Raw genomic sequence first — 15787 nt, forward strand, 5'->3', positions numbered from 1 at the left:
GCGCTCCACCCTGGCCGCCCACGGCCTCGACCCCGACGGACTGCTCGACGGCACCCCCGAGACGGTGGCGCCGGTGTGGGAGTGGATCACCGCCCAGGCCGACGCACTCGGCGTCGACCCCAGATCACTGGAGGAGAACCCCACCCGCCCCTCCTGGCCCAGCTGGGCCCGCCACGGGATGCTGGTGGACCCCCACCCCCCGGCCGAGACGCTGACCCTGGTCGACGGCTTCACCTCCTACCTTGCCCAGGTCATCACCACCGCGGTCCCCGACGCGCACTGGATCGTCGGGGTGCACCGCCTCGATGACCACCCGATGCGCAACTACCCCGTCCTCGCCGCCGAGCACCACCAGATTTTCCTCCCCGGGATCCCGCTCTACAGCGCCTACCAATCCGCCCACGGCCGCGACCCGTTGAGCGGGACCGAGATGCTCAACCACACCCGCCGCACCATCGCCGCACTGCGCGGCGAAGGGCCCAGTGGCCGAGGCCGCCGAGGAGCCGCTGGTAACCGTGGTGGCCGAGGTGGACTGCTTCGACGTCGGACTGCGCGCCAACCTCGCCAAGGACCACCCGGCACTGGTGGACCGAATGATCGCCGAACTCACCGACCGAGACGGGGCCACCTCGGTCTACCGCTACGGACCCGAAGCGCTGGTCGTCGACGCCCCGGACTGGGACGAGACCCGCCTGAAGCTGTGGCTGACCCTGTGGCTGCAACGCAACCTCCACACCGACGACTGAGCACCACCGCACTCCATCGACCACTCAGGATCGGCGCCAGCCCACACGGACCCCAACTCCCCACAGCTCAGAGCTGCTCACGCCATGAGGACAGCCCGCTCGGAATGTCTCGCAACCAAAACGACTCACAACCCTTACCTTGCGGAGAGCTCCGCAATCGACTCGCCTCTCATGGGTGCACGCAGGACATGCGCACTGCCCGTCGGCGGTCCTGCTCTAGAGCTCGATCTCGTCCAGGTCGGCCCCGACGATGAGACGGCCGCTGTATCCCTGCTGCGCTGCCTGCCACTTCTCGAGCGGCCAGCTGCCGGGTACGAAATGGTTGAGCACGAGCGTCGGGACACCGGCCTTCTCCGCGATGGCACCTACCTCTTCGACGGGCGTGTGGGACTTGATGAGGTGCCGATAGGCGGCCTCGTCCTCGGCACTGCGGGGCTCTGGGTAGCGCTGTGCCGCCCATTCCGTGGCGATCACTTCGTGCACCAGCACGTCCGCCCCTCGCGCCATCCGAACAAGGTTGTGGCTGGGGCCGGTGTCACCGGAGAAGACGACGCTGCCGTCCTCGGTGTCGAAGCGGAAGGCGAAGGACGGGAAGACCGGAGCGTGCTGGACGAGAGTCGCTGAGACCTTCACCCGGTCGTCCTCGTAGAAGACCACCGGCTTCATCCGCGGATGCGGATCACCGTTCGGGTCGTCGACGAGCCGCTCCGGCAAGGGGATGTCGTAGCCGGCGAACATGTCCTGCGGAGCCGGCATGCCCCCGTCGATGGAGCGGTCGTTGAAGTCCGTGGCGAAGGCCCGCACGAGCAGGTCGACCATCTCCTGGGTGCCCGGGGTGGGATTCTCAGGCGCGGTGATGGGCGGCATCGGGTGGGTGCCGGTCTTCGGCGGCAGGACCCCGCGATTGCCAGGTCCCCAGACCGGGACAGGACGGTCCGCGGCCACCAGACCGTTGTAGGCACCCAGGCTGAGGATGTTGGACAGATCGCTGATGTGGTCCGAGTGCAGATGAGTGAGGAAGATCGCGCGCAGGTCGCTCAGCGCGGCCCGGGACTCCCAGTTTCCGAGCTTGGCGTCCATGAGCCGGAACCCGACGCCCTCACCGGTGTCGATGAGGTAGTAGCGGTCACCGACGACCAGCGCGCTGGCGATGCCCATCCGCGGCGGCTCGGTGGCGCCCCAGCCCGGTCCGCCGCTGGTGCCCAGGAGGACGACCTTGGTGCGTGCGTCGGAGCGCAACGGCGCCCTGGCCCCCGCCGCCGAGGCAGCAGTGACCGGCGTCAGCAGCGGAACAGCGCCGACAGCGGCGAGACCGCCGAGCACCGTGCGCCGCGACAAGGGATGTTGCTGGGATGACATCATGGACTCCTGGAGGAGGCTGCAACGGGACGCATTTCACACTAATGCGAAGACCGTCAGCTCGACAGACGGTGGGGCATTGGCCCTCCCCGTTCACCACGAGCGCGCCGGCCGGGCGATCCGTCCCCGTCAGGAGCAAAAGACGTCCCGGCCGCCTCAGCGTCCCGCCCTCGGGAACGGATCGGGTCCCACGACCTGCGTGCCGCACAACTCCCGGGACGAGGAACTGCCATCCACGTTCCGGCTGGAAAAGCTGCCCCTCGCCCTGCGGCTCGGCATCCTGGCCGATGGCCCTGCACGGCGCCCTGCGAGCGCTACAGCCCCTCGTGCGCCATGTTCGCGAACCGGGAGTAGTGGCCCTGGAAGGCCACCACGATCGTCTTGGTGGGACCGTTGCGGTGCTTCGCCACGATCACATCGGCTTCGCCGGCGCGCGGCGACTCCTTGTCGTAGACGTCGTCGCGGTGCAGCAGGATCACCATGTCGGCGTCCTGCTCGATCGAGCCCGACTCACGGAGGTCGGACACCATCGGCTTCTTGTCCTGACGCTGCTCCGAGCCGCGGTTCAGCTGCGACAGCGCGATGACCGGGACCTCGAGCTCCTTGGCCAGCAGCTTCAGGGCACGGGAGAACTCCGAGACCTCCTGCTGACGGGACTCGACCTTCTTGCCGGAGCTCATGAGCTGGAGGTAGTCGAGCACCACGAGCTTGAGGTCGTGCTTCTGCTTGAGCCGGCGGCACTTCGCCCGGATCTCCATGAGGGACATGTTCGGGGAGTCGTCGATGAACAGCGGCGCGGAGTCCATCTTGCCCATCGTGGTGGCGATCTTCGCCCACTGCTCGTCCTGCAGCCGCCCCTTGCGCAGGTCCTGCATGTTCAGCGTGGCCTCGGCGGAGAGCAGGCGCATGGCGATCTCGTTGCGGCTCATCTCGAGGGAGAAGATCACCGTGGTCTGGTTGTGCTTGATCGCCGCGGACCGCGCGACGTCGAGGGCCAGGGTGGACTTGCCCATGGCCGGGCGGGCCGCGATGACGATCATCTGCCCGCCCTGGAAACCCTGGGTCAGCTCGTCGAGCTCGATGAAGCCGGTGGGCACGCCGCGCATGCCCTCCCCGCGGGAGCCGGCGGCCTCGATCTCGTCGACCGTGGACTCGATGACCTCCTTCAGCACCGTGTAGTCCTCGGAGGAGCGCCGCTCCGCCACCTGGTAGATCTCGGCCTGGGCGGCGTTGACGATGTCGTCGACCTCGCCGTCCGAGCTGTAGCCGAGCTGGACGATCTTGGTGCCGGCCTCCACGAGCCGGCGCAGCACGCCGCGCTCGCGCACGATCTCGGCGTAGAAGCCCGCGTTGGCCGCCGTGGGCACGGAGGAGATCAGGGTGTGCAGGTACGCGGGACCGCCGACGCGCTCGATCTCGCCGCGCTTCGTGAGCTCGTCCGCCACCGTGATGGCGTCGGCCGGCTCGCCGCGCCCGTACAGGGAGATCACGGCCTCGTAGATGGACTCGTGAGCGGGCTTGTAGAAGTCGACGCCGCGCAGGACCTCCACCACGTCCGCGATCGCGTCCTTGGACAGCATCATCCCGCCGAGCACGGACTGCTCCGCGACGTTGTCCTGCGGCGGGGTCCGGCCGAACTCCCGGTCGCTCCCGGACGAGCGCTCCGACACCATCGACACCTGGTCCACCTCTTCCCCGCACACCCTGCGGACAGCACGGTGCGCACACGACGACACCGCCCGACCTTCCGGGCAGCCCCTCTATTCTCGCACCGACCGCGGACACGGCTTGCCGCTCCGGCCCGTCCGTGGACACCATGGATCATGACGCTCGCCACAGACCTCAGCGGCCCCTGTTCGTGGGACGTCCGGACCACCCGGGCGGAACTGGCGGCGGGCCGGATCAGCCACGTGGAACACCTCGACGCCCTGCTGGAGCGCCTGCCCACGGCGCAGCGGCTGGGAGCGGTGATCAGCGCGGACCCGGAGCTGGCCCGGGCCCTCGCCCACGCGCTGGACCGCCGGGAGACGTGGGGCCCGCTGACGGGGATCCCGCTGGCGGTCAAGGACGTCGTGGACGTCGCCGGGTTCCCCACCACCGGCGGGACGCGGGCGCTCGAGCAGGACGTGGTGGTGCAGGACGCCCTCGGGGTCTCGCGCCTGCGGGCGGCGGGCGCCCTGTTCACCCTGAAGACCAACCCGCACGAGCTGTCCTTCGGCACCACCTCCAGCAACAGCTCGTACGGACCGGTGCACCACCCCGCGGACCCGGCACTGAGCCCCGGTGGCAGCAGCGGGGGCTCGGCGGTGGCCGTGGCAGTGGGCCTGGTCCCGGCCGCCGTCGCCGCGGACACCGGGGGCTCGGCCCGCATCCCTGCCGCCCTGTGCGGGATCGTGGGATTCCGGCCCACGCTGGGCCGCTACCCGTCGTCGGGCGTCCTGCGGATCGCCCACTCGCGGGACACGATCGGCCCCATGGCCCGGACCGTGGACGACGTCGTGCTGCTGGACGCCCTGCTCGCGGGCGAGCACCCGCGGGCCGTGCCCAGTGCGCGGCACCTGGAGCTCGACGACGAGGGCCCCGGCCCGCTGCACGGGGTCCGGCTCGGCGTGCCCGAGCTGTTCCTCGAGGACCTGGAGCCTGGAGTGGACACGGTCTTCGGCGCGGCCCTGCGAGCGCTCGAGGCGGCGGGCGCGGAGCTCGTGGGCGTCGACGTCCGTCCGGCCCACGAGCTGGCCGCCACGGCCGGCATGACGATCGTCCTCCACGAGTTCCTGCCCGACCTCCAGGACTATCTGGACGCGCGCGGCACGGGACCCTCCCTCGCGGAGGTGCAGGACGGGATCGGCAGCCCGGACGTGCGGCGGATCTGGGATCTGGCGCAGGTGTTCCGCGCCGCCGACGACGAGTACCGGGCAGCCCAGGAGGAGCGCCGGCTCGCCCTGCGGCTGTACACCGGGGCGATGCAGGCCCAGGGGGTGACGGCCCTGGTGCAGCCGACCTGCCCGTTGACGGCCCGGCCGATCGCCCACGACGAGACCGTAGAGCTCAACGGCCGGCAGGTGCCCGCCTCCGGCACCTTCACCCGCCACTGCGACCTCGCCGGCATCATCGGCACGCCCGGGATCAGCATCCCCGCCGGGCGCACCGCGGAGGGCCTGCCGGTGGGCCTGGAGCTCGCCGCGGGGCCGGGGGCGGACGCCGTGCTGCTGGACCTGGCCCGCACCGTGGAGGCACTGCTGCGCGACCAGTGAACCGCCGCGGGTCCTTTCGGGGGACAGCGCAACAATTCACAGCCACAACCATTGACGAATCCAACGGTCTGCCTCTACGGTGAGGGCACCGATGTGCGTGATGCATCTCACAGCGGATTCGCCGGTGCCGGGCGCCGGAAGCACCGACCCGAGGAAGAGGACCACCATGAAGCACCCGTTCGCCGGAGCAGTCGCCGTCGGAACCGTCCTGACGTTCGCCCTCACCGCCTGCGGCGGCGGGGGGACCACCGGCGGGGGCGGGGACGGTGAGGAGCTGCAGCCCCTCACCATCGGCGTCATCCCCATCGCGCCGTCCGCGCCCGTGCAGCTCGCCCTGGACGAGGGCATCTTCGAGGAGCACGGCCTGGACGTCACGATCGAGACCGCTCAGGGCGGCGCCGCCATGCTCCCGGCCGTCTCGGGCGGCTCCATGGACATCGGCGTGGGCAACCCGCTCTCGGTCATCCTCGCGAAGGGTCAGGGCCTCGACATGAAGATCCTCAGCGGCTTCAGCAGCTCGATGCCCGAGGGCGAGGACATCACCGGAGTCGCCGCCAACCGGGACGCCGGCATCGCGTCCTGGGCCGATCTCGCCGGCAAGCGGGTCGCGGTGAACACGGTCAACGGCCAGGGGGACCTGACCATCAAGGAGGCCGTGAGCCAGGACGGCGGCGACCCCGACGCCGTGAACTTCGTCGAGATGCCCTTCCAGGACATGCCGGCCCAGCTGGAGCGCGGGGAGATCGACGCCGCCTGGGTCCCGGAGCCGTTCCTGACCCAGCTGATCAACGGCGAGCAGACCGCGCTGGTCGGCTACAACTACCAGGACACGGTGCCGGGCCTCGACACCATGGTCACCTTCAGCAGCACCGCGTTCACCGAGGAGAACCCGGAGGTCCTCGAGAGCTACAACGCCGCGATCGAGGAGGCGCTCCAGTTCGCGCAGGACAACCCGGACCGGGTGCGGGAGACCATCGTGAGCTTCCTCAACATGCCGGAGGAGGTCGCCACGGACCTGCGACTGGAGGAGTTCGACGCGGAGGTGGACCGCGACGAGCTCGAGACGCTCGCCGAGCTGATGCTCAAGTACGACGTGATCGACAGCGAGGCGAACCTGGACGAGATCGTCCAGGCGGGCTAGGAGCGCGGGGACGGCCGCGCCGGCGGGAACTCGTCGGCGCGGTCGATGGCCTCCTCGGCCATCCGCCGGCCGAGCTCGATGAGCTCCTCCGCGCGGTGGAAGTCCAGCAGCCGTCCGGCGCTCTTCGGCACGGTGATGAGCAGGTCGGGCGGATAGCCGGCCAGCCGGTAGCGCAGCACCATGGACTGCAGCACCTCGAGGGAGAGCTGCATGACGTCGAGCGTGCGCAGCCCTGCCGGCAGGGCGTCGAACCTCTCCTGCACGAGCTTCTCCACAGCACCCTCCACGGCACCCTCGGCGGCGTCCAGAAGCGCGTCCTGGGCGGCGTCCTGGGCGAGTGCCTCGGCGGCGTCCGCCGGGACCTCCCCGGCGGGGCGCAGGAGACGGGCCGAGGCGCCACGGCCGCGTGCCTCCGCGAAGCGCTCCAGGACGCTGCGCGCCAGCTCGCGGTCCAGGACGTGGGAGGCCCCCCGCCGGAACCGCTCCGCCCACTCCTCGGCAGGACGCACGGCAGCCGTCTCGTGGGCGGGGACCCTGCCCTCCCCGGACTGCTGGCCCGCGGAGAGGGAGACCGCCACCGTCACGTCCGCGCGGGTGGCGACGGTCGCGGCGATGGGCACGGGGTTCATGATCCCCCCGTCCGCGAGCAGCCGGCCGTTGAGCATGACGGGGGTGATGATGCTGGGCAGGGCGATCGACGCGCGGACGGCCACGTCCACCGGGCCCTCCTGGAACCAGACCTCCTTGCGCGCGAGCAGGTCCGTGGCCACCGCCGTGAACGGGATGGGCAGGTCCTCGATGAGCCGGCCGTCGAGCAGCTCGCGCACCTGCGCCATGATCTTCTCCGCACGGATCACCCCGGGCGACGAGGGGGACGGGTCCAGCAGCCGCAGCACGTCCCGCTGGCTCAGGCCCCGGACCCACTGCGCGTACGCCTCCAGCTGCCCGGCGGCGTGGAGCCCGCCCACGAGCGCCCCCATCGAGCTCCCCGCGACGGTCACGATGTCGTAGCCGCGCTCCTCGAGCACCTGGATCACGCCGATGTGGGCGTAGCCGCGGGCGCCGCCGCTGCCCAGCGCCAGGGCCACGCGCGTGCGTGGGGACATCCACCGCTCCTCTCCCGCAGGCACCGGCCACTGGACCGGCCGGTGCCTCGAGCCTAGCCCGCCGCCCACGGACGGCGGCTCCCCGACCGGCTTGCGGAGGACCGGAAAGCCTACCAGCCGACAGAGTTTTCCACCCTGTGGACAACCGGTGGAAAACGCCGTGGGCGGCTGTGCACAGGATGGGGAGAACCCTGTGGAAAGTTACGCACAGGACGCCACGAAGAGCGCTTTGACCAGGGGAAACACCGGTGCACAGCCTGTGCAGGGCGGTCCTGGACAACACCGGCGCCGTCCACAGCGACGAGTTTCCCGGCTCGTGTCCCGGCCCAGGTCCGGAGCCCTCTACGCCCCGAGCGCGGCGGGGGCCGGCACAGGACGGCGGCCGTCACCGTCCGGCCCGGGCCACCGCGGGGCGGGCCCCCGGAGACGGTCCGCCGGGCCGGACGGGCGTCAGAGGACCGACGCGAGCAGCGCCAGCCACAGCAACGGGTGGCAGAGCACCGACAGGCCGAGCAGCACCAGGAACCGGACCCGGTCGGACGGGAACCCGATGGCGCCCGCGAGGGCCACCACCGCCGTCACGGTCGCCCCCACTGCCGCCGCGACGAAACCGATCACGAAGAACGCCATGGCGGTCTCGGCTCCCGCGGAGTTCCCGCCCAGGAACGCCACGACAAAAGCCAGTACGGTGAAGAGGAGGCACCCCACGCCGAACCAGTAGAGGGCGGACGGCGAGACGCGGGAGATCAGGGACTGCATGGGCCCATTGTCCCCCGGGGAGCTCGGCAGCTCCGACGCACCGCCCCACGAGTGCCTGCACGCCCGACCGACGCACCCGAGCCACCCAGGAGATCCCCGTGGACGACAACCAGCGCATGTGGGAGGACCGGTACGCCTCCGGGGCGTCCTCCCCGGACGGCGCCCAGCCGCACCCCGAGGTCGCCGCCGTCCTGGACCGTGCGGCCGGGGAGCGCGCGGGCGGCCCGCCGACCGCCCTCGACCTCGGCGCGGGCACCGGCCGCCACACCCTGGCCCTGGCGGCGTCCGGCTACGACCCCACCGCCGTGGACTTCTCCCCCAGCGCCGCGCGGACCATCACCGGCGCTCTGGCGGAGCGCGGTCTGCCGGGCCGCGCCCTGGTCGCCGACCTGCGGACCTGGACCCCGGAGCAGGAGCAGAGCTCCGGGCCCGACGCCGTGCCCCCGCTGTTCGACCTGATCGTGGCCGTGTACTTCCAGCACGACCTGTCCCTGCTGCGCCGCGCCGCCGAGTGGCTCGTCCCGGGCGGGCGGCTGCTGTGGATCACGCACGCCCCCGGCAGCGTCGAGGGCCCGCCCCCCACCGTGCCCCGGCCCACCCTGCAGGAGACCGTCGCCGTGCTCGAGGGCAAGGGACTGGACCTGGTCCGCGCCGAGCAGGTGCGCACCACCGACACCGCGCTCGACGTCGTCCTCGAGGCCGTCCAACCCCACTGACGGCTGCTGCCGGCCGGTCACCGCCGAGCCCCCGCGAAGACGGAGAAGGCCCCCGCGGCGCACCGCGGGGGCCTTCTCCGTGCCGATCGGACCGGGGGAACCGGTCAGGCGGGGACGACCTCGAACTCGACGTTCGCGTTGACGTCCTCGTGCAGGCGCACGGAGGCCTGGTACACACCGGTGGTCTTGATGTGCTGGTTGAGCTCGACCTTGCGCTTGTCCACGGCGCCGAGGCCGGCGGCCTCGACGGCCTTGGCGACGTCCTCGGCCTTGACGGTGCCGAAGAGGCGCCCCTCGGAGCCGGCCTTGACCGGGATGGTCACGGTGGCGGAGGTCAGCTTCTGGGCCAGGACCTGGGCGTCCTCGAGCGAGGCGACCTCGCGCGCGGCGCGGGCGGCCTTGATGCTCTCGATCTGCTTCTCGCCGCCGCGCGACCAGGGGGTCGCGAAGCCGCGCGGGAAGAGGTAGTTGCGGGCGTACCCGTTCTTGACCTCGACCACGTCACCGGCAGCGCCGAGACCCGTGACCTCGGTCGTCAGGATGATCTTTGCCATGAGTGTCTGTCCTCTCTGATCAGCGGCCGGCGCCGGAGTAGGGCAGCAGCGCGACCTCGCGGGCGTTCTTGATCGCCAGGGCGATCTTGCGCTGCTCCTGCACGGTCACACCGGTGACGCGGCGGGCGCGGATCTTGCCGCGATCGGAGATGAACTTGCGCAGCAGCGCAACGTCCTTGTAGTCGATCTCAGTGACTTTGGCAGCCTTGAGCGGGTTCTGCTTTGGTTTGGGCTTACGGAGTTCAGCCTTGGCCATCGTGGTGCTCCTTGTTCTTCGAGTGGAGCCCGCGGCTGGTCACCGCGGGATGGGGTGGATGGGAATGGTACGGAAGGTCTAGAACGGCGGTTCGTCGTCCTGGCCGCTGCCCCAGTCGTAGTTCCCGCCGGAGGACTGGCTCCAGGGGTCGCTCTGGGGTGCGGCCTGCGGAGCGGACTGGCGCCCGCCGCCGGAGCGGCCGCCCTGGCCGAAGCCACCGCCCTGCTGGCCACCGCCGCCGAACCCGGAGTCGCCCCCGAATCCGCCGCCGGCCGGGGCGCCGGCGCCGAAGCCGCCGCCCTGCTGGCCGCCGCCCTGCTGGCCGAAGCCACCGCCCTGCCCGCCGGAACGGGCGTTGCGGTTGACCTTCGCGGACGCGTAGCGCAGCGAGGGACCGACCTCGTCAACGTCGAGCTCGGTGACGGTGCGCCGCTCGCCTTCCTTGGTCTCGTAGGACCGCGACTTGAGCCGACCCTGGACGATGACGCGCATGCCCTTCTGCAGGGACTCCGCCACGTTCTCGGCCGCCTCGCGCCACACGGAGCAGCGCAGGAACAGGGTCTCCCCGTCCTTCCACTCGTTGGACTGGCGGTCGAAGGTGCGGGGCGTGGACGCAACGGTGAAGTTGGCCACGGCCGCACCCGACGGGGTGAAGCGCAGCTCGGGGTCAGCGGTCAGGTTGCCGATTACGGTGATGACGGTGTCACCAGCCATGTGGACCTCCCGGGTCGAGGATGTTCGCGGTCGTGCGGGACGTGCTGGGATCTCTGAAGCATCTCACCGGGGGCCCGGTGGAGGCGCCCTCGGTGATCAGTTGTGAGGTCCTTACTCGGCGGAGATCTTCTGCTCTTCCGGGCGGATGATCTTGGTGCGCATGATGGCCTCGTTGAGGTTCAGGACGCGGTCCAGCTCCTGGGTGGTCTGCGGCGTCGCGGTGAAGCGCACGACCGCGTAGATCCCCTCGGTCTTCTTCTGGATCTCGTAGGCGAGGCGACGACGGCCCCAGATGTCGACGTTGTCGACGGTCCCGTTGTCCTTGGTGACGACCTCGAGGAACTTCTTGAGAGTCGGCTCCACGGCACGATCCTCGACCTCGGGGTTGATGATCACCATCAGTTCGTACTCACGCATGTTCGAACCCACCTCCTTCGGGCTGAGCGGCTGCGGTCCTTCCGCAGCAGGAGGTTCTGTAGCGTCGTCCGCGCGCCGGCGCCGCACGTCGGGCGGCGGGCACACAGACCTCACAACACTACTACACCCGCGGGCCCGCGCGGAACGGGGCCCGCGCGGAACGGGGCCCGCGCGGAACGGGGGCCGGTGGACCGGGGCGCTCAGTACCGGTAGGCGCTGCGGGCGATCGAGGCGTTCACGAGGGCCGTGCGGAACGGCATGGTGAAGACGTCCAGGAACATCAGCAGCATCCACGGGATCAGGAACAGGATCCCGACGCCGACCCCCGCCAGGGTCCAGCCCAGGCCGCCGAGGAACAGGTAGATCAGGCCCCAGATCGGCTGGCGGAGATAGAACTTGTGGATGCCCAGCCAGCCCAGGAAGAGCCACAGGACGTAGGCGAGGACCACGGACTTCCCGCCCACGACGTTGACCACGGGCGGTCCGGGATGCGCAGCGCCGCGCCCGCCGGACGGCTGCCCGTACGACTGCCCGAAGGGCGCCCGGGAGTACCCGGCACGGCCGGGGTCGTTGTTCAGCGGGACGGGGCGGTAGTACTCGGGCTCGGGAGCCACGGGGGGGTCCTTTCGGGGCGGAGGGGTCTCGGGCGGCCGCCCACGGGGGACGACCCGACCGGTGCAACGGCCCCCCGGCGAGCGCTATTCCGGGGCGCGGAGGCCCGCGGGGCGCCCGGCCGGCGGCGGCGCCGAGGAGCCACTGGGCCGACACGGGGGCCATTGCCATTAGGATACGCTTTTCTTGTCAAATGCTCGCCGCGCGGTCACCCGATCACCGCGCCCTCCGGAAGAGGCACCGATGCGTCGTCGTTCCCTGTACGCCACCACCGGCATCCTGACCGCACTGACGGCGGTGGTCACGGGCTGCGGCACGCTCGGCCTGGGCGAGCAGCCGGCCGACCTGCAGATCTACTCGGCACGGCACTACGACCTCGAGGGCGCGTTCGGCGAGTTCACCGACGAGACCGGCATCAGCGTCGAGTTCATCACCGGCGACGACGCCGAGCTCCTCGAGCGGCTCAAGGCCGAGGGGGACGACAGCCCCGCGGACGTGTTCATGACCGTGGACGCGGGCAACCTCTGGAACGCCGCCCGGCAGGACGAGCTGGCCGCGCTGGACTCCGCGGCCCTCGAGGAGGCGGTCCCCGAGGACCTGCGCGACCCCCAGGGCCGGTGGTACGGCCTGGCGATGCGCGCGCGCACCGTGACCTACAACCCGGACAACGTCGACACCGCGGAGTTCGACACCGCGGAGACGTACGCGGGGCTGGCCGACCCGAAGTGGCAGGGCCGGCTGTGCATGCGGGACGCCACCTCGGCCTACACCCAGTCCCTCGTGGCGAGCCTGATCGACCTGCACGGCCGGGAGCGGGCGCTCGAGATCGTCGAGGGCTGGGTCGACAACGACGTGCAGATCATGAGCAACGACATCCTGCTGCTCGAGGCGATCGACGCCGGCACGTGCGACGTGGGGATCAACAACCACTACTACCTGGCACGCACCCTCGAGGAGAACCCCGACCTGAACGTCGACCTCTTCTGGGCCAGCCAGGACGGCGCCGGCACGCACGTGAACATCTCGGGGGCCGGCGTGGTCGAGGGCTCCGACAACGCCGAGGACGCCCAGCGGCTCGTCGAGTGGCTCGCGACCGACGGCCAGAACGCGTTCGTGGACGCCAACCACGAGTTCCCGGTCAACCCCTCGGTGGAGCCCGAGCCCACGATCGCGGCGTTCGGCGAGTTCGAGCGGATGCCCCTGAACGCCGAGGCCTACGGCGACCTCAACGCGGAGGCCGTCGACCTGCTGGCCGAAGCCGGCTACCAGTGACCGAACCCGCCGTCCTCGCGGACACGAGGACACCGGCCCGCCGGCCGCGCCGGGCGCCCGGGTCCGGGCGCCCGGCGTGGTCGCTGCTCGTCGTCCTCGTCGCCGTGGTGGTGGCCACCCCGGTCCTGGCGGTGGTCGTCGACGGGCTGGGCAGCCTGGGCACCACCACCCCGCCGCGCGGCGTGGGCCGGATGGTGCTCACCACGCTGATGCTGATGCTGGGCGTGGGCGCGGGCACCCTCGTGGTGGGCGGCGGGCTCGCGTGGCTGGTGACCGCCTTCCGCTTCCCCCTGCGGGACGTGCTGGTCTGGCTGCTGGTGCTGCCGCTGGCCATGCCGGCCTACATCCTCGGCTTCGTGTTCCTGTCCGTCTTCGACGTGGCCGGGCCGGTGCAGGGGGCCCTGCGCGCCGTCCTGGGGCCGGACGTGTGGGTGCCCGAGGTCCGCTCGTTGCCGGCCGCGGTGCTCGTGATGTCCCTGACGCTCTACCCCTACGTGTACCTGCTGGCGCGCTCCGCGCTGGTCGAGCAGACGACCGGGACCTACGACGCCGCGCGGACCCTGGGCGCCGGCCGGGGACGCGCGCTCCGGCGGGTCCTGGTCCCCCTGGCCCGGCCCTCCCTCGCGGCGGGACTGGCGCTCGTGATGATGGAGACGCTCACCGACTTCGCCACGGTGCAGTACTTCAACGTGCAGACGGTGTCCGTGGGCGTCTACCTGGTGTGGAAGGGCACCTTCGACTTCCACTCCGCGACCCAGCTGGCCGTGCTCGTGCTGCTGTTCGCGGTGGCCGTGCTGAGCGGTGAGCGGCTGCTCCGGGGCCGGGCCAGGTTCCACCAGCGGGGCGGCCGCGGCCAGGGCCTGCAGCCGCGGCGGCTCACCGGCTGGCGTGGCTGGGGCGCCACGCTGCTGGCCCTGGCCGCGCTCTCCGCCGGGTTCGTCGTGCCCGTGCTGCAGCTGCTCGTGTGGGCCGTCGGCCAGGCCCTGGGCGACCCCGGCTCCCTCTCGGACCCGCGCTTCGCGCAGTACCTCGGCAACAGCCTCGTGGTCGCCGGGATCACCGCCGTGGCCTGCGTGGCGCTCTCGCTCGTCGTCGCCCACGGGGTGCGGATGGGCGGCGGCCGGGTGGTGTCCTCCGCGGCGCAGCTCACGACCTTCGGCTACGCCGTGCCCGGCGCCGTCGTGGGCATCGGCGTCCTCATCGCCTTCGCGGGGCTGGACACCGCACTGAAGCGGGCAGGCGTGCCCGGGGGCACGGGACTGCTGGTGACGGGCTCGGTGCTCGGCATCCTCTACGCCTACGTGATCCGCTTCCTCGCCCCGGCCTACCAGGCCGTGGACGCGAGCCTGGCCAAGATCTCCCCCACCGTGACCTTCTCCGCGCAGAGCCTCGGGGCGTCCCCGCTGCGGGTCCTCACCCGGGTGCACCTGCCCATCGCCCGCCCGGGGGTCGCCACGGCCCTCGTCCTCGTGGTGATCGACGCCGTCAAGGAGCTGCCCATCGTGCTGCTCCTGCGCCCGTTCGGCTTCACCACGGCCTCCGTGTGGGTCTACGAGCTGGCGCGCGAGAACTTCTGGGAGAAGGCGGCCCTGCCCGCGCTCGTGATCGTGGCGGCGGCGGTCGTGCCCGTGTTCGTCCTCGTCCGTCAGGCCCACCGGGCGGACCACCACGGAGAGGTGCCCCGATGACCGTGCAGACCACGAGCGCGCAGACCGCCTCCGGCCGCGGCGGGACCGTGCCCGCCCTGGTCCTGGAGGGGCTGAGCCGGCACTACGGGTCCTCCGTCGGCGTGAGCGGGCTGGAGCTGACGGTCCCGCCGGGCGAGCTGGTGACGCTCATCGGCCCCTCCGGCTGCGGCAAGTCCACCACGCTGCGCCTCGTGGCGGGCCTCGAGCGCCCGGACGAGGGCTCGATCCGCATCGCCGGGGACGTGGTGGCGGACCGGCGCCGGTTCCAGGAGCCCGAGCGGCGGCGGGTGGGCCTGGTCTTCCAGGACCACGCCCTTTTCCCGCACCTGACGGTCGCGAAGAACGTGGCCTTCGGCCTGGACCGGCTCCCGCGCGCCGGTCGGCGGGCCCGCGTGGGCGAGGTCCTCGAGCTCGTGCGGCTGGGGCACCTCGCGCACCGCTACCCCCACGAGCTCTCCGGCGGCGAGCAGCAGCGCGTGGCCCTGGCGCGGGCGCTGGCCCCCCGCCCCGCCGTCGTGCTCCTCGACGAGCCGTTCTCCAGCCTGGACGAGTCGCTGCGCGCGCAGGTGCGCCGGGACACCGTGGCCACGCTGCGCGAGACGGGCACCACCGCCGTGCTGGTCACCCACGACCAGACCGAGGCCCTCTCGGTCGGCCACCGCGTGGTGGTCATGCACGACGGGGTGATCGAGCAGTCCGACACCCCGGAGCGGGTCTTCGAGCAGCCCGCCACCCGCTTCGTGGCCTCCTTCATGGGGGACGCGGACTTCCTGCCCGCACGCGTCCACCGCGCCCTGCTGACCTGCGAGATCGGCATCGTCTCCACCGTGCCGGGGTGGGCGGACAGCGACGTCGACGTCGACGTCGTGCTGCGGCCCCACGAGGTGGCGCTGGAGCCGGACCCCGGCTCCCCGGCGCGGGTCAGCGCGGTCGAGTACCACGGTGCGTTCGTGCTGCACCACGTCCGGCTGGCCTCCGGCCGCACGCTGCGCTCCTGGCAGCCGCACCACGTGCGCCACCCGGTGGGCACCCCCGTCGCGGTGAGCGTCACGCCCGGGACCACCCCCACGCTGCTCGTCGAGGACCGGGCCGTCACCACCCCGCCACCGCGGTCCCCCGACGGCACGTCGAACCGGCGATCCCGCATGTCCGACGAATTAGGCAAGACTTTCCTTCGCTAACGTTCTTCTCTA

At 71.6% G+C, this 15787-nt stretch carries 16 protein-coding genes; 7 read left to right on the plus strand and 9 right to left on the minus strand.

The features are described 5' to 3' along the window. The first annotated feature begins 482 nt into the window (after positions 1-482). Positions 483-746 (plus strand): hypothetical protein, encoded by a 264-nt coding sequence (locus tag ABD220_RS05540; RefSeq protein ID WP_344120548.1) that lies wholly within the window; start codon positions 483-485, stop codon positions 744-746. A gap of 216 nt (positions 747-962) precedes the next feature. Here ABD220_RS05540 and ABD220_RS05545 read toward each other — a convergent pair whose 3' ends face one another. Beyond that, a complete protein-coding gene (locus ABD220_RS05545; protein ID WP_344120550.1) occupies positions 963-2108 on the minus strand; it encodes an MBL fold metallo-hydrolase in 1146 nt (381 codons plus the stop codon). A gap of 311 nt (positions 2109-2419) precedes the next feature. Next, entirely contained in the window at positions 2420-3778 is a 1359-nt protein-coding gene (gene dnaB, locus ABD220_RS05550) for a replicative DNA helicase (protein WP_344120829.1), read from the minus strand. A 150-nt stretch (positions 3779-3928) separates the two neighbouring features. On the opposite strand from dnaB, the gene ABD220_RS05555 reads away from it, so the two are divergent. Then, positions 3929-5359 (plus strand): amidase family protein, encoded by a 1431-nt coding sequence (locus tag ABD220_RS05555; protein WP_344120552.1) that lies wholly within the window; start codon positions 3929-3931, stop codon positions 5357-5359. Positions 5360-5525: 166 nt separating this feature from the next. Further along, on the plus strand, positions 5526-6500 hold the full coding sequence (locus tag ABD220_RS05560) for an ABC transporter substrate-binding protein (RefSeq protein ID WP_344120554.1): 975 nt from the start codon (positions 5526-5528) through the stop codon (positions 6498-6500). Here the strand turns inward: ABD220_RS05560 and ABD220_RS05565 are convergent. Further along, positions 6497-7606: a patatin-like phospholipase family protein gene (locus ABD220_RS05565; protein WP_344120556.1), complete on the minus strand. Its 1110-nt coding sequence runs from the start codon at positions 7604-7606 to the stop codon at positions 6497-6499. The two genes, ABD220_RS05560 and ABD220_RS05565, sit on opposite strands and share 4 nt — an antisense overlap. Positions 7607-8056: 450 nt before the next feature. Beyond that, positions 8057-8365 (minus strand): hypothetical protein, encoded by a 309-nt coding sequence (locus ABD220_RS05570; RefSeq protein ID WP_344120558.1) that lies wholly within the window; start codon positions 8363-8365, stop codon positions 8057-8059. A gap of 98 nt (positions 8366-8463) precedes the next feature. On the opposite strand from ABD220_RS05570, the gene ABD220_RS05575 reads away from it, so the two are divergent. After that, a complete protein-coding gene (locus tag ABD220_RS05575) occupies positions 8464-9081 on the plus strand; it encodes a class I SAM-dependent methyltransferase (RefSeq protein WP_344120560.1) in 618 nt (205 codons plus the stop codon). A gap of 104 nt (positions 9082-9185) precedes the next feature. Here the strand turns inward: ABD220_RS05575 and rplI are convergent, their stop codons facing one another. From rplI to ABD220_RS05600, 5 genes are all read right to left on the minus strand, one after another. Continuing rightward, positions 9186-9635 (minus strand): 50S ribosomal protein L9, encoded by a 450-nt coding sequence (rplI, locus tag ABD220_RS05580; protein ID WP_058873269.1) that lies wholly within the window; start codon positions 9633-9635, stop codon positions 9186-9188. A 19-nt stretch (positions 9636-9654) separates the two neighbouring features. After that, positions 9655-9891 carry a 30S ribosomal protein S18 gene (gene rpsR, locus ABD220_RS05585; protein ID WP_017835048.1) on the minus strand — a complete coding sequence of 79 codons (237 nt, stop codon included), beginning with the start codon at positions 9889-9891 and terminating at the stop codon, positions 9655-9657. A gap of 78 nt (positions 9892-9969) precedes the next feature. After that, entirely contained in the window at positions 9970-10605 is a 636-nt protein-coding gene (locus ABD220_RS05590; protein ID WP_344120572.1) for a single-stranded DNA-binding protein, read from the minus strand. 111 nt (positions 10606-10716) lie between these two features. Continuing rightward, on the minus strand, positions 10717-11022 hold the full coding sequence (rpsF, locus tag ABD220_RS05595) for a 30S ribosomal protein S6 (RefSeq protein WP_035924389.1): 306 nt from the start codon (positions 11020-11022) through the stop codon (positions 10717-10719). A 200-nt stretch (positions 11023-11222) separates the two neighbouring features. Continuing rightward, complete coding sequence (locus tag ABD220_RS05600) at positions 11223-11636, minus strand: TM2 domain-containing protein (protein ID WP_344120575.1); 414 nt, start codon at positions 11634-11636, stop codon at positions 11223-11225. 241 nt (positions 11637-11877) lie between these two features. On the opposite strand from ABD220_RS05600, the gene ABD220_RS05605 reads away from it, so the two are divergent. The 3 genes from ABD220_RS05605 to ABD220_RS05615 are packed head-to-tail and all read left to right on the plus strand — an operon-like array spanning position 11878 to position 15775. Next, positions 11878-12906: an extracellular solute-binding protein gene (locus tag ABD220_RS05605; protein WP_344120577.1), complete on the plus strand. Its 1029-nt coding sequence runs from the start codon at positions 11878-11880 to the stop codon at positions 12904-12906. After that, on the plus strand, positions 12903-14594 hold the full coding sequence (locus ABD220_RS05610) for an ABC transporter permease (RefSeq protein ID WP_344120580.1): 1692 nt from the start codon (positions 12903-12905) through the stop codon (positions 14592-14594). The genes ABD220_RS05605 and ABD220_RS05610 overlap by 4 nt, the downstream gene beginning before the upstream one ends. Next, on the plus strand, positions 14591-15775 hold the full coding sequence (locus ABD220_RS05615; RefSeq protein WP_344120582.1) for an ABC transporter ATP-binding protein: 1185 nt from the start codon (positions 14591-14593) through the stop codon (positions 15773-15775). Before ABD220_RS05610 ends, ABD220_RS05615 begins: the two co-directional genes overlap by 4 nt. Positions 15776-15787: the final 12 nt, after the last annotated feature.

This window comes from Kocuria aegyptia, from assembly GCF_039530085.1.
GTDB lineage: Bacteria > Actinomycetota > Actinomycetes > Actinomycetales > Micrococcaceae > Kocuria > Kocuria aegyptia.

Coding starts and splice junctions, on each gene's coding strand:
- ABD220_RS05545 (WP_344120550.1), bottom strand. CDS start 2,108: ATGATGTCATCCCAGCAACATCCCTTGTCGCGGCGCACGGTGCTCGGC.
- dnaB (WP_344120829.1), bottom strand. CDS start 3,778: ATGGTGTCGGAGCGCTCGTCCGGGAGCGACCGGGAGTTCGGCCGGACC.
- ABD220_RS05555 (WP_344120552.1), top strand. CDS start 3,929: ATGACGCTCGCCACAGACCTCAGCGGCCCCTGTTCGTGGGACGTCCGG.
- ABD220_RS05560 (WP_344120554.1), top strand. CDS start 5,526: ATGAAGCACCCGTTCGCCGGAGCAGTCGCCGTCGGAACCGTCCTGACG.
- ABD220_RS05565 (WP_344120556.1), bottom strand. CDS start 7,606: ATGTCCCCACGCACGCGCGTGGCCCTGGCGCTGGGCAGCGGCGGCGCC.
- ABD220_RS05570 (WP_344120558.1), bottom strand. CDS start 8,365: ATGCAGTCCCTGATCTCCCGCGTCTCGCCGTCCGCCCTCTACTGGTTC.
- rplI (WP_058873269.1), bottom strand. CDS start 9,635: ATGGCAAAGATCATCCTGACGACCGAGGTCACGGGTCTCGGCGCTGCC.
- rpsR (WP_017835048.1), bottom strand. CDS start 9,891: ATGGCCAAGGCTGAACTCCGTAAGCCCAAACCAAAGCAGAACCCGCTC.
- ABD220_RS05590 (WP_344120572.1), bottom strand. CDS start 10,605: ATGGCTGGTGACACCGTCATCACCGTAATCGGCAACCTGACCGCTGAC.
- rpsF (WP_035924389.1), bottom strand. CDS start 11,022: ATGCGTGAGTACGAACTGATGGTGATCATCAACCCCGAGGTCGAGGAT.
- ABD220_RS05605 (WP_344120577.1), top strand. CDS start 11,878: ATGCGTCGTCGTTCCCTGTACGCCACCACCGGCATCCTGACCGCACTG.
- ABD220_RS05615 (WP_344120582.1), top strand. CDS start 14,591: ATGACCGTGCAGACCACGAGCGCGCAGACCGCCTCCGGCCGCGGCGGG.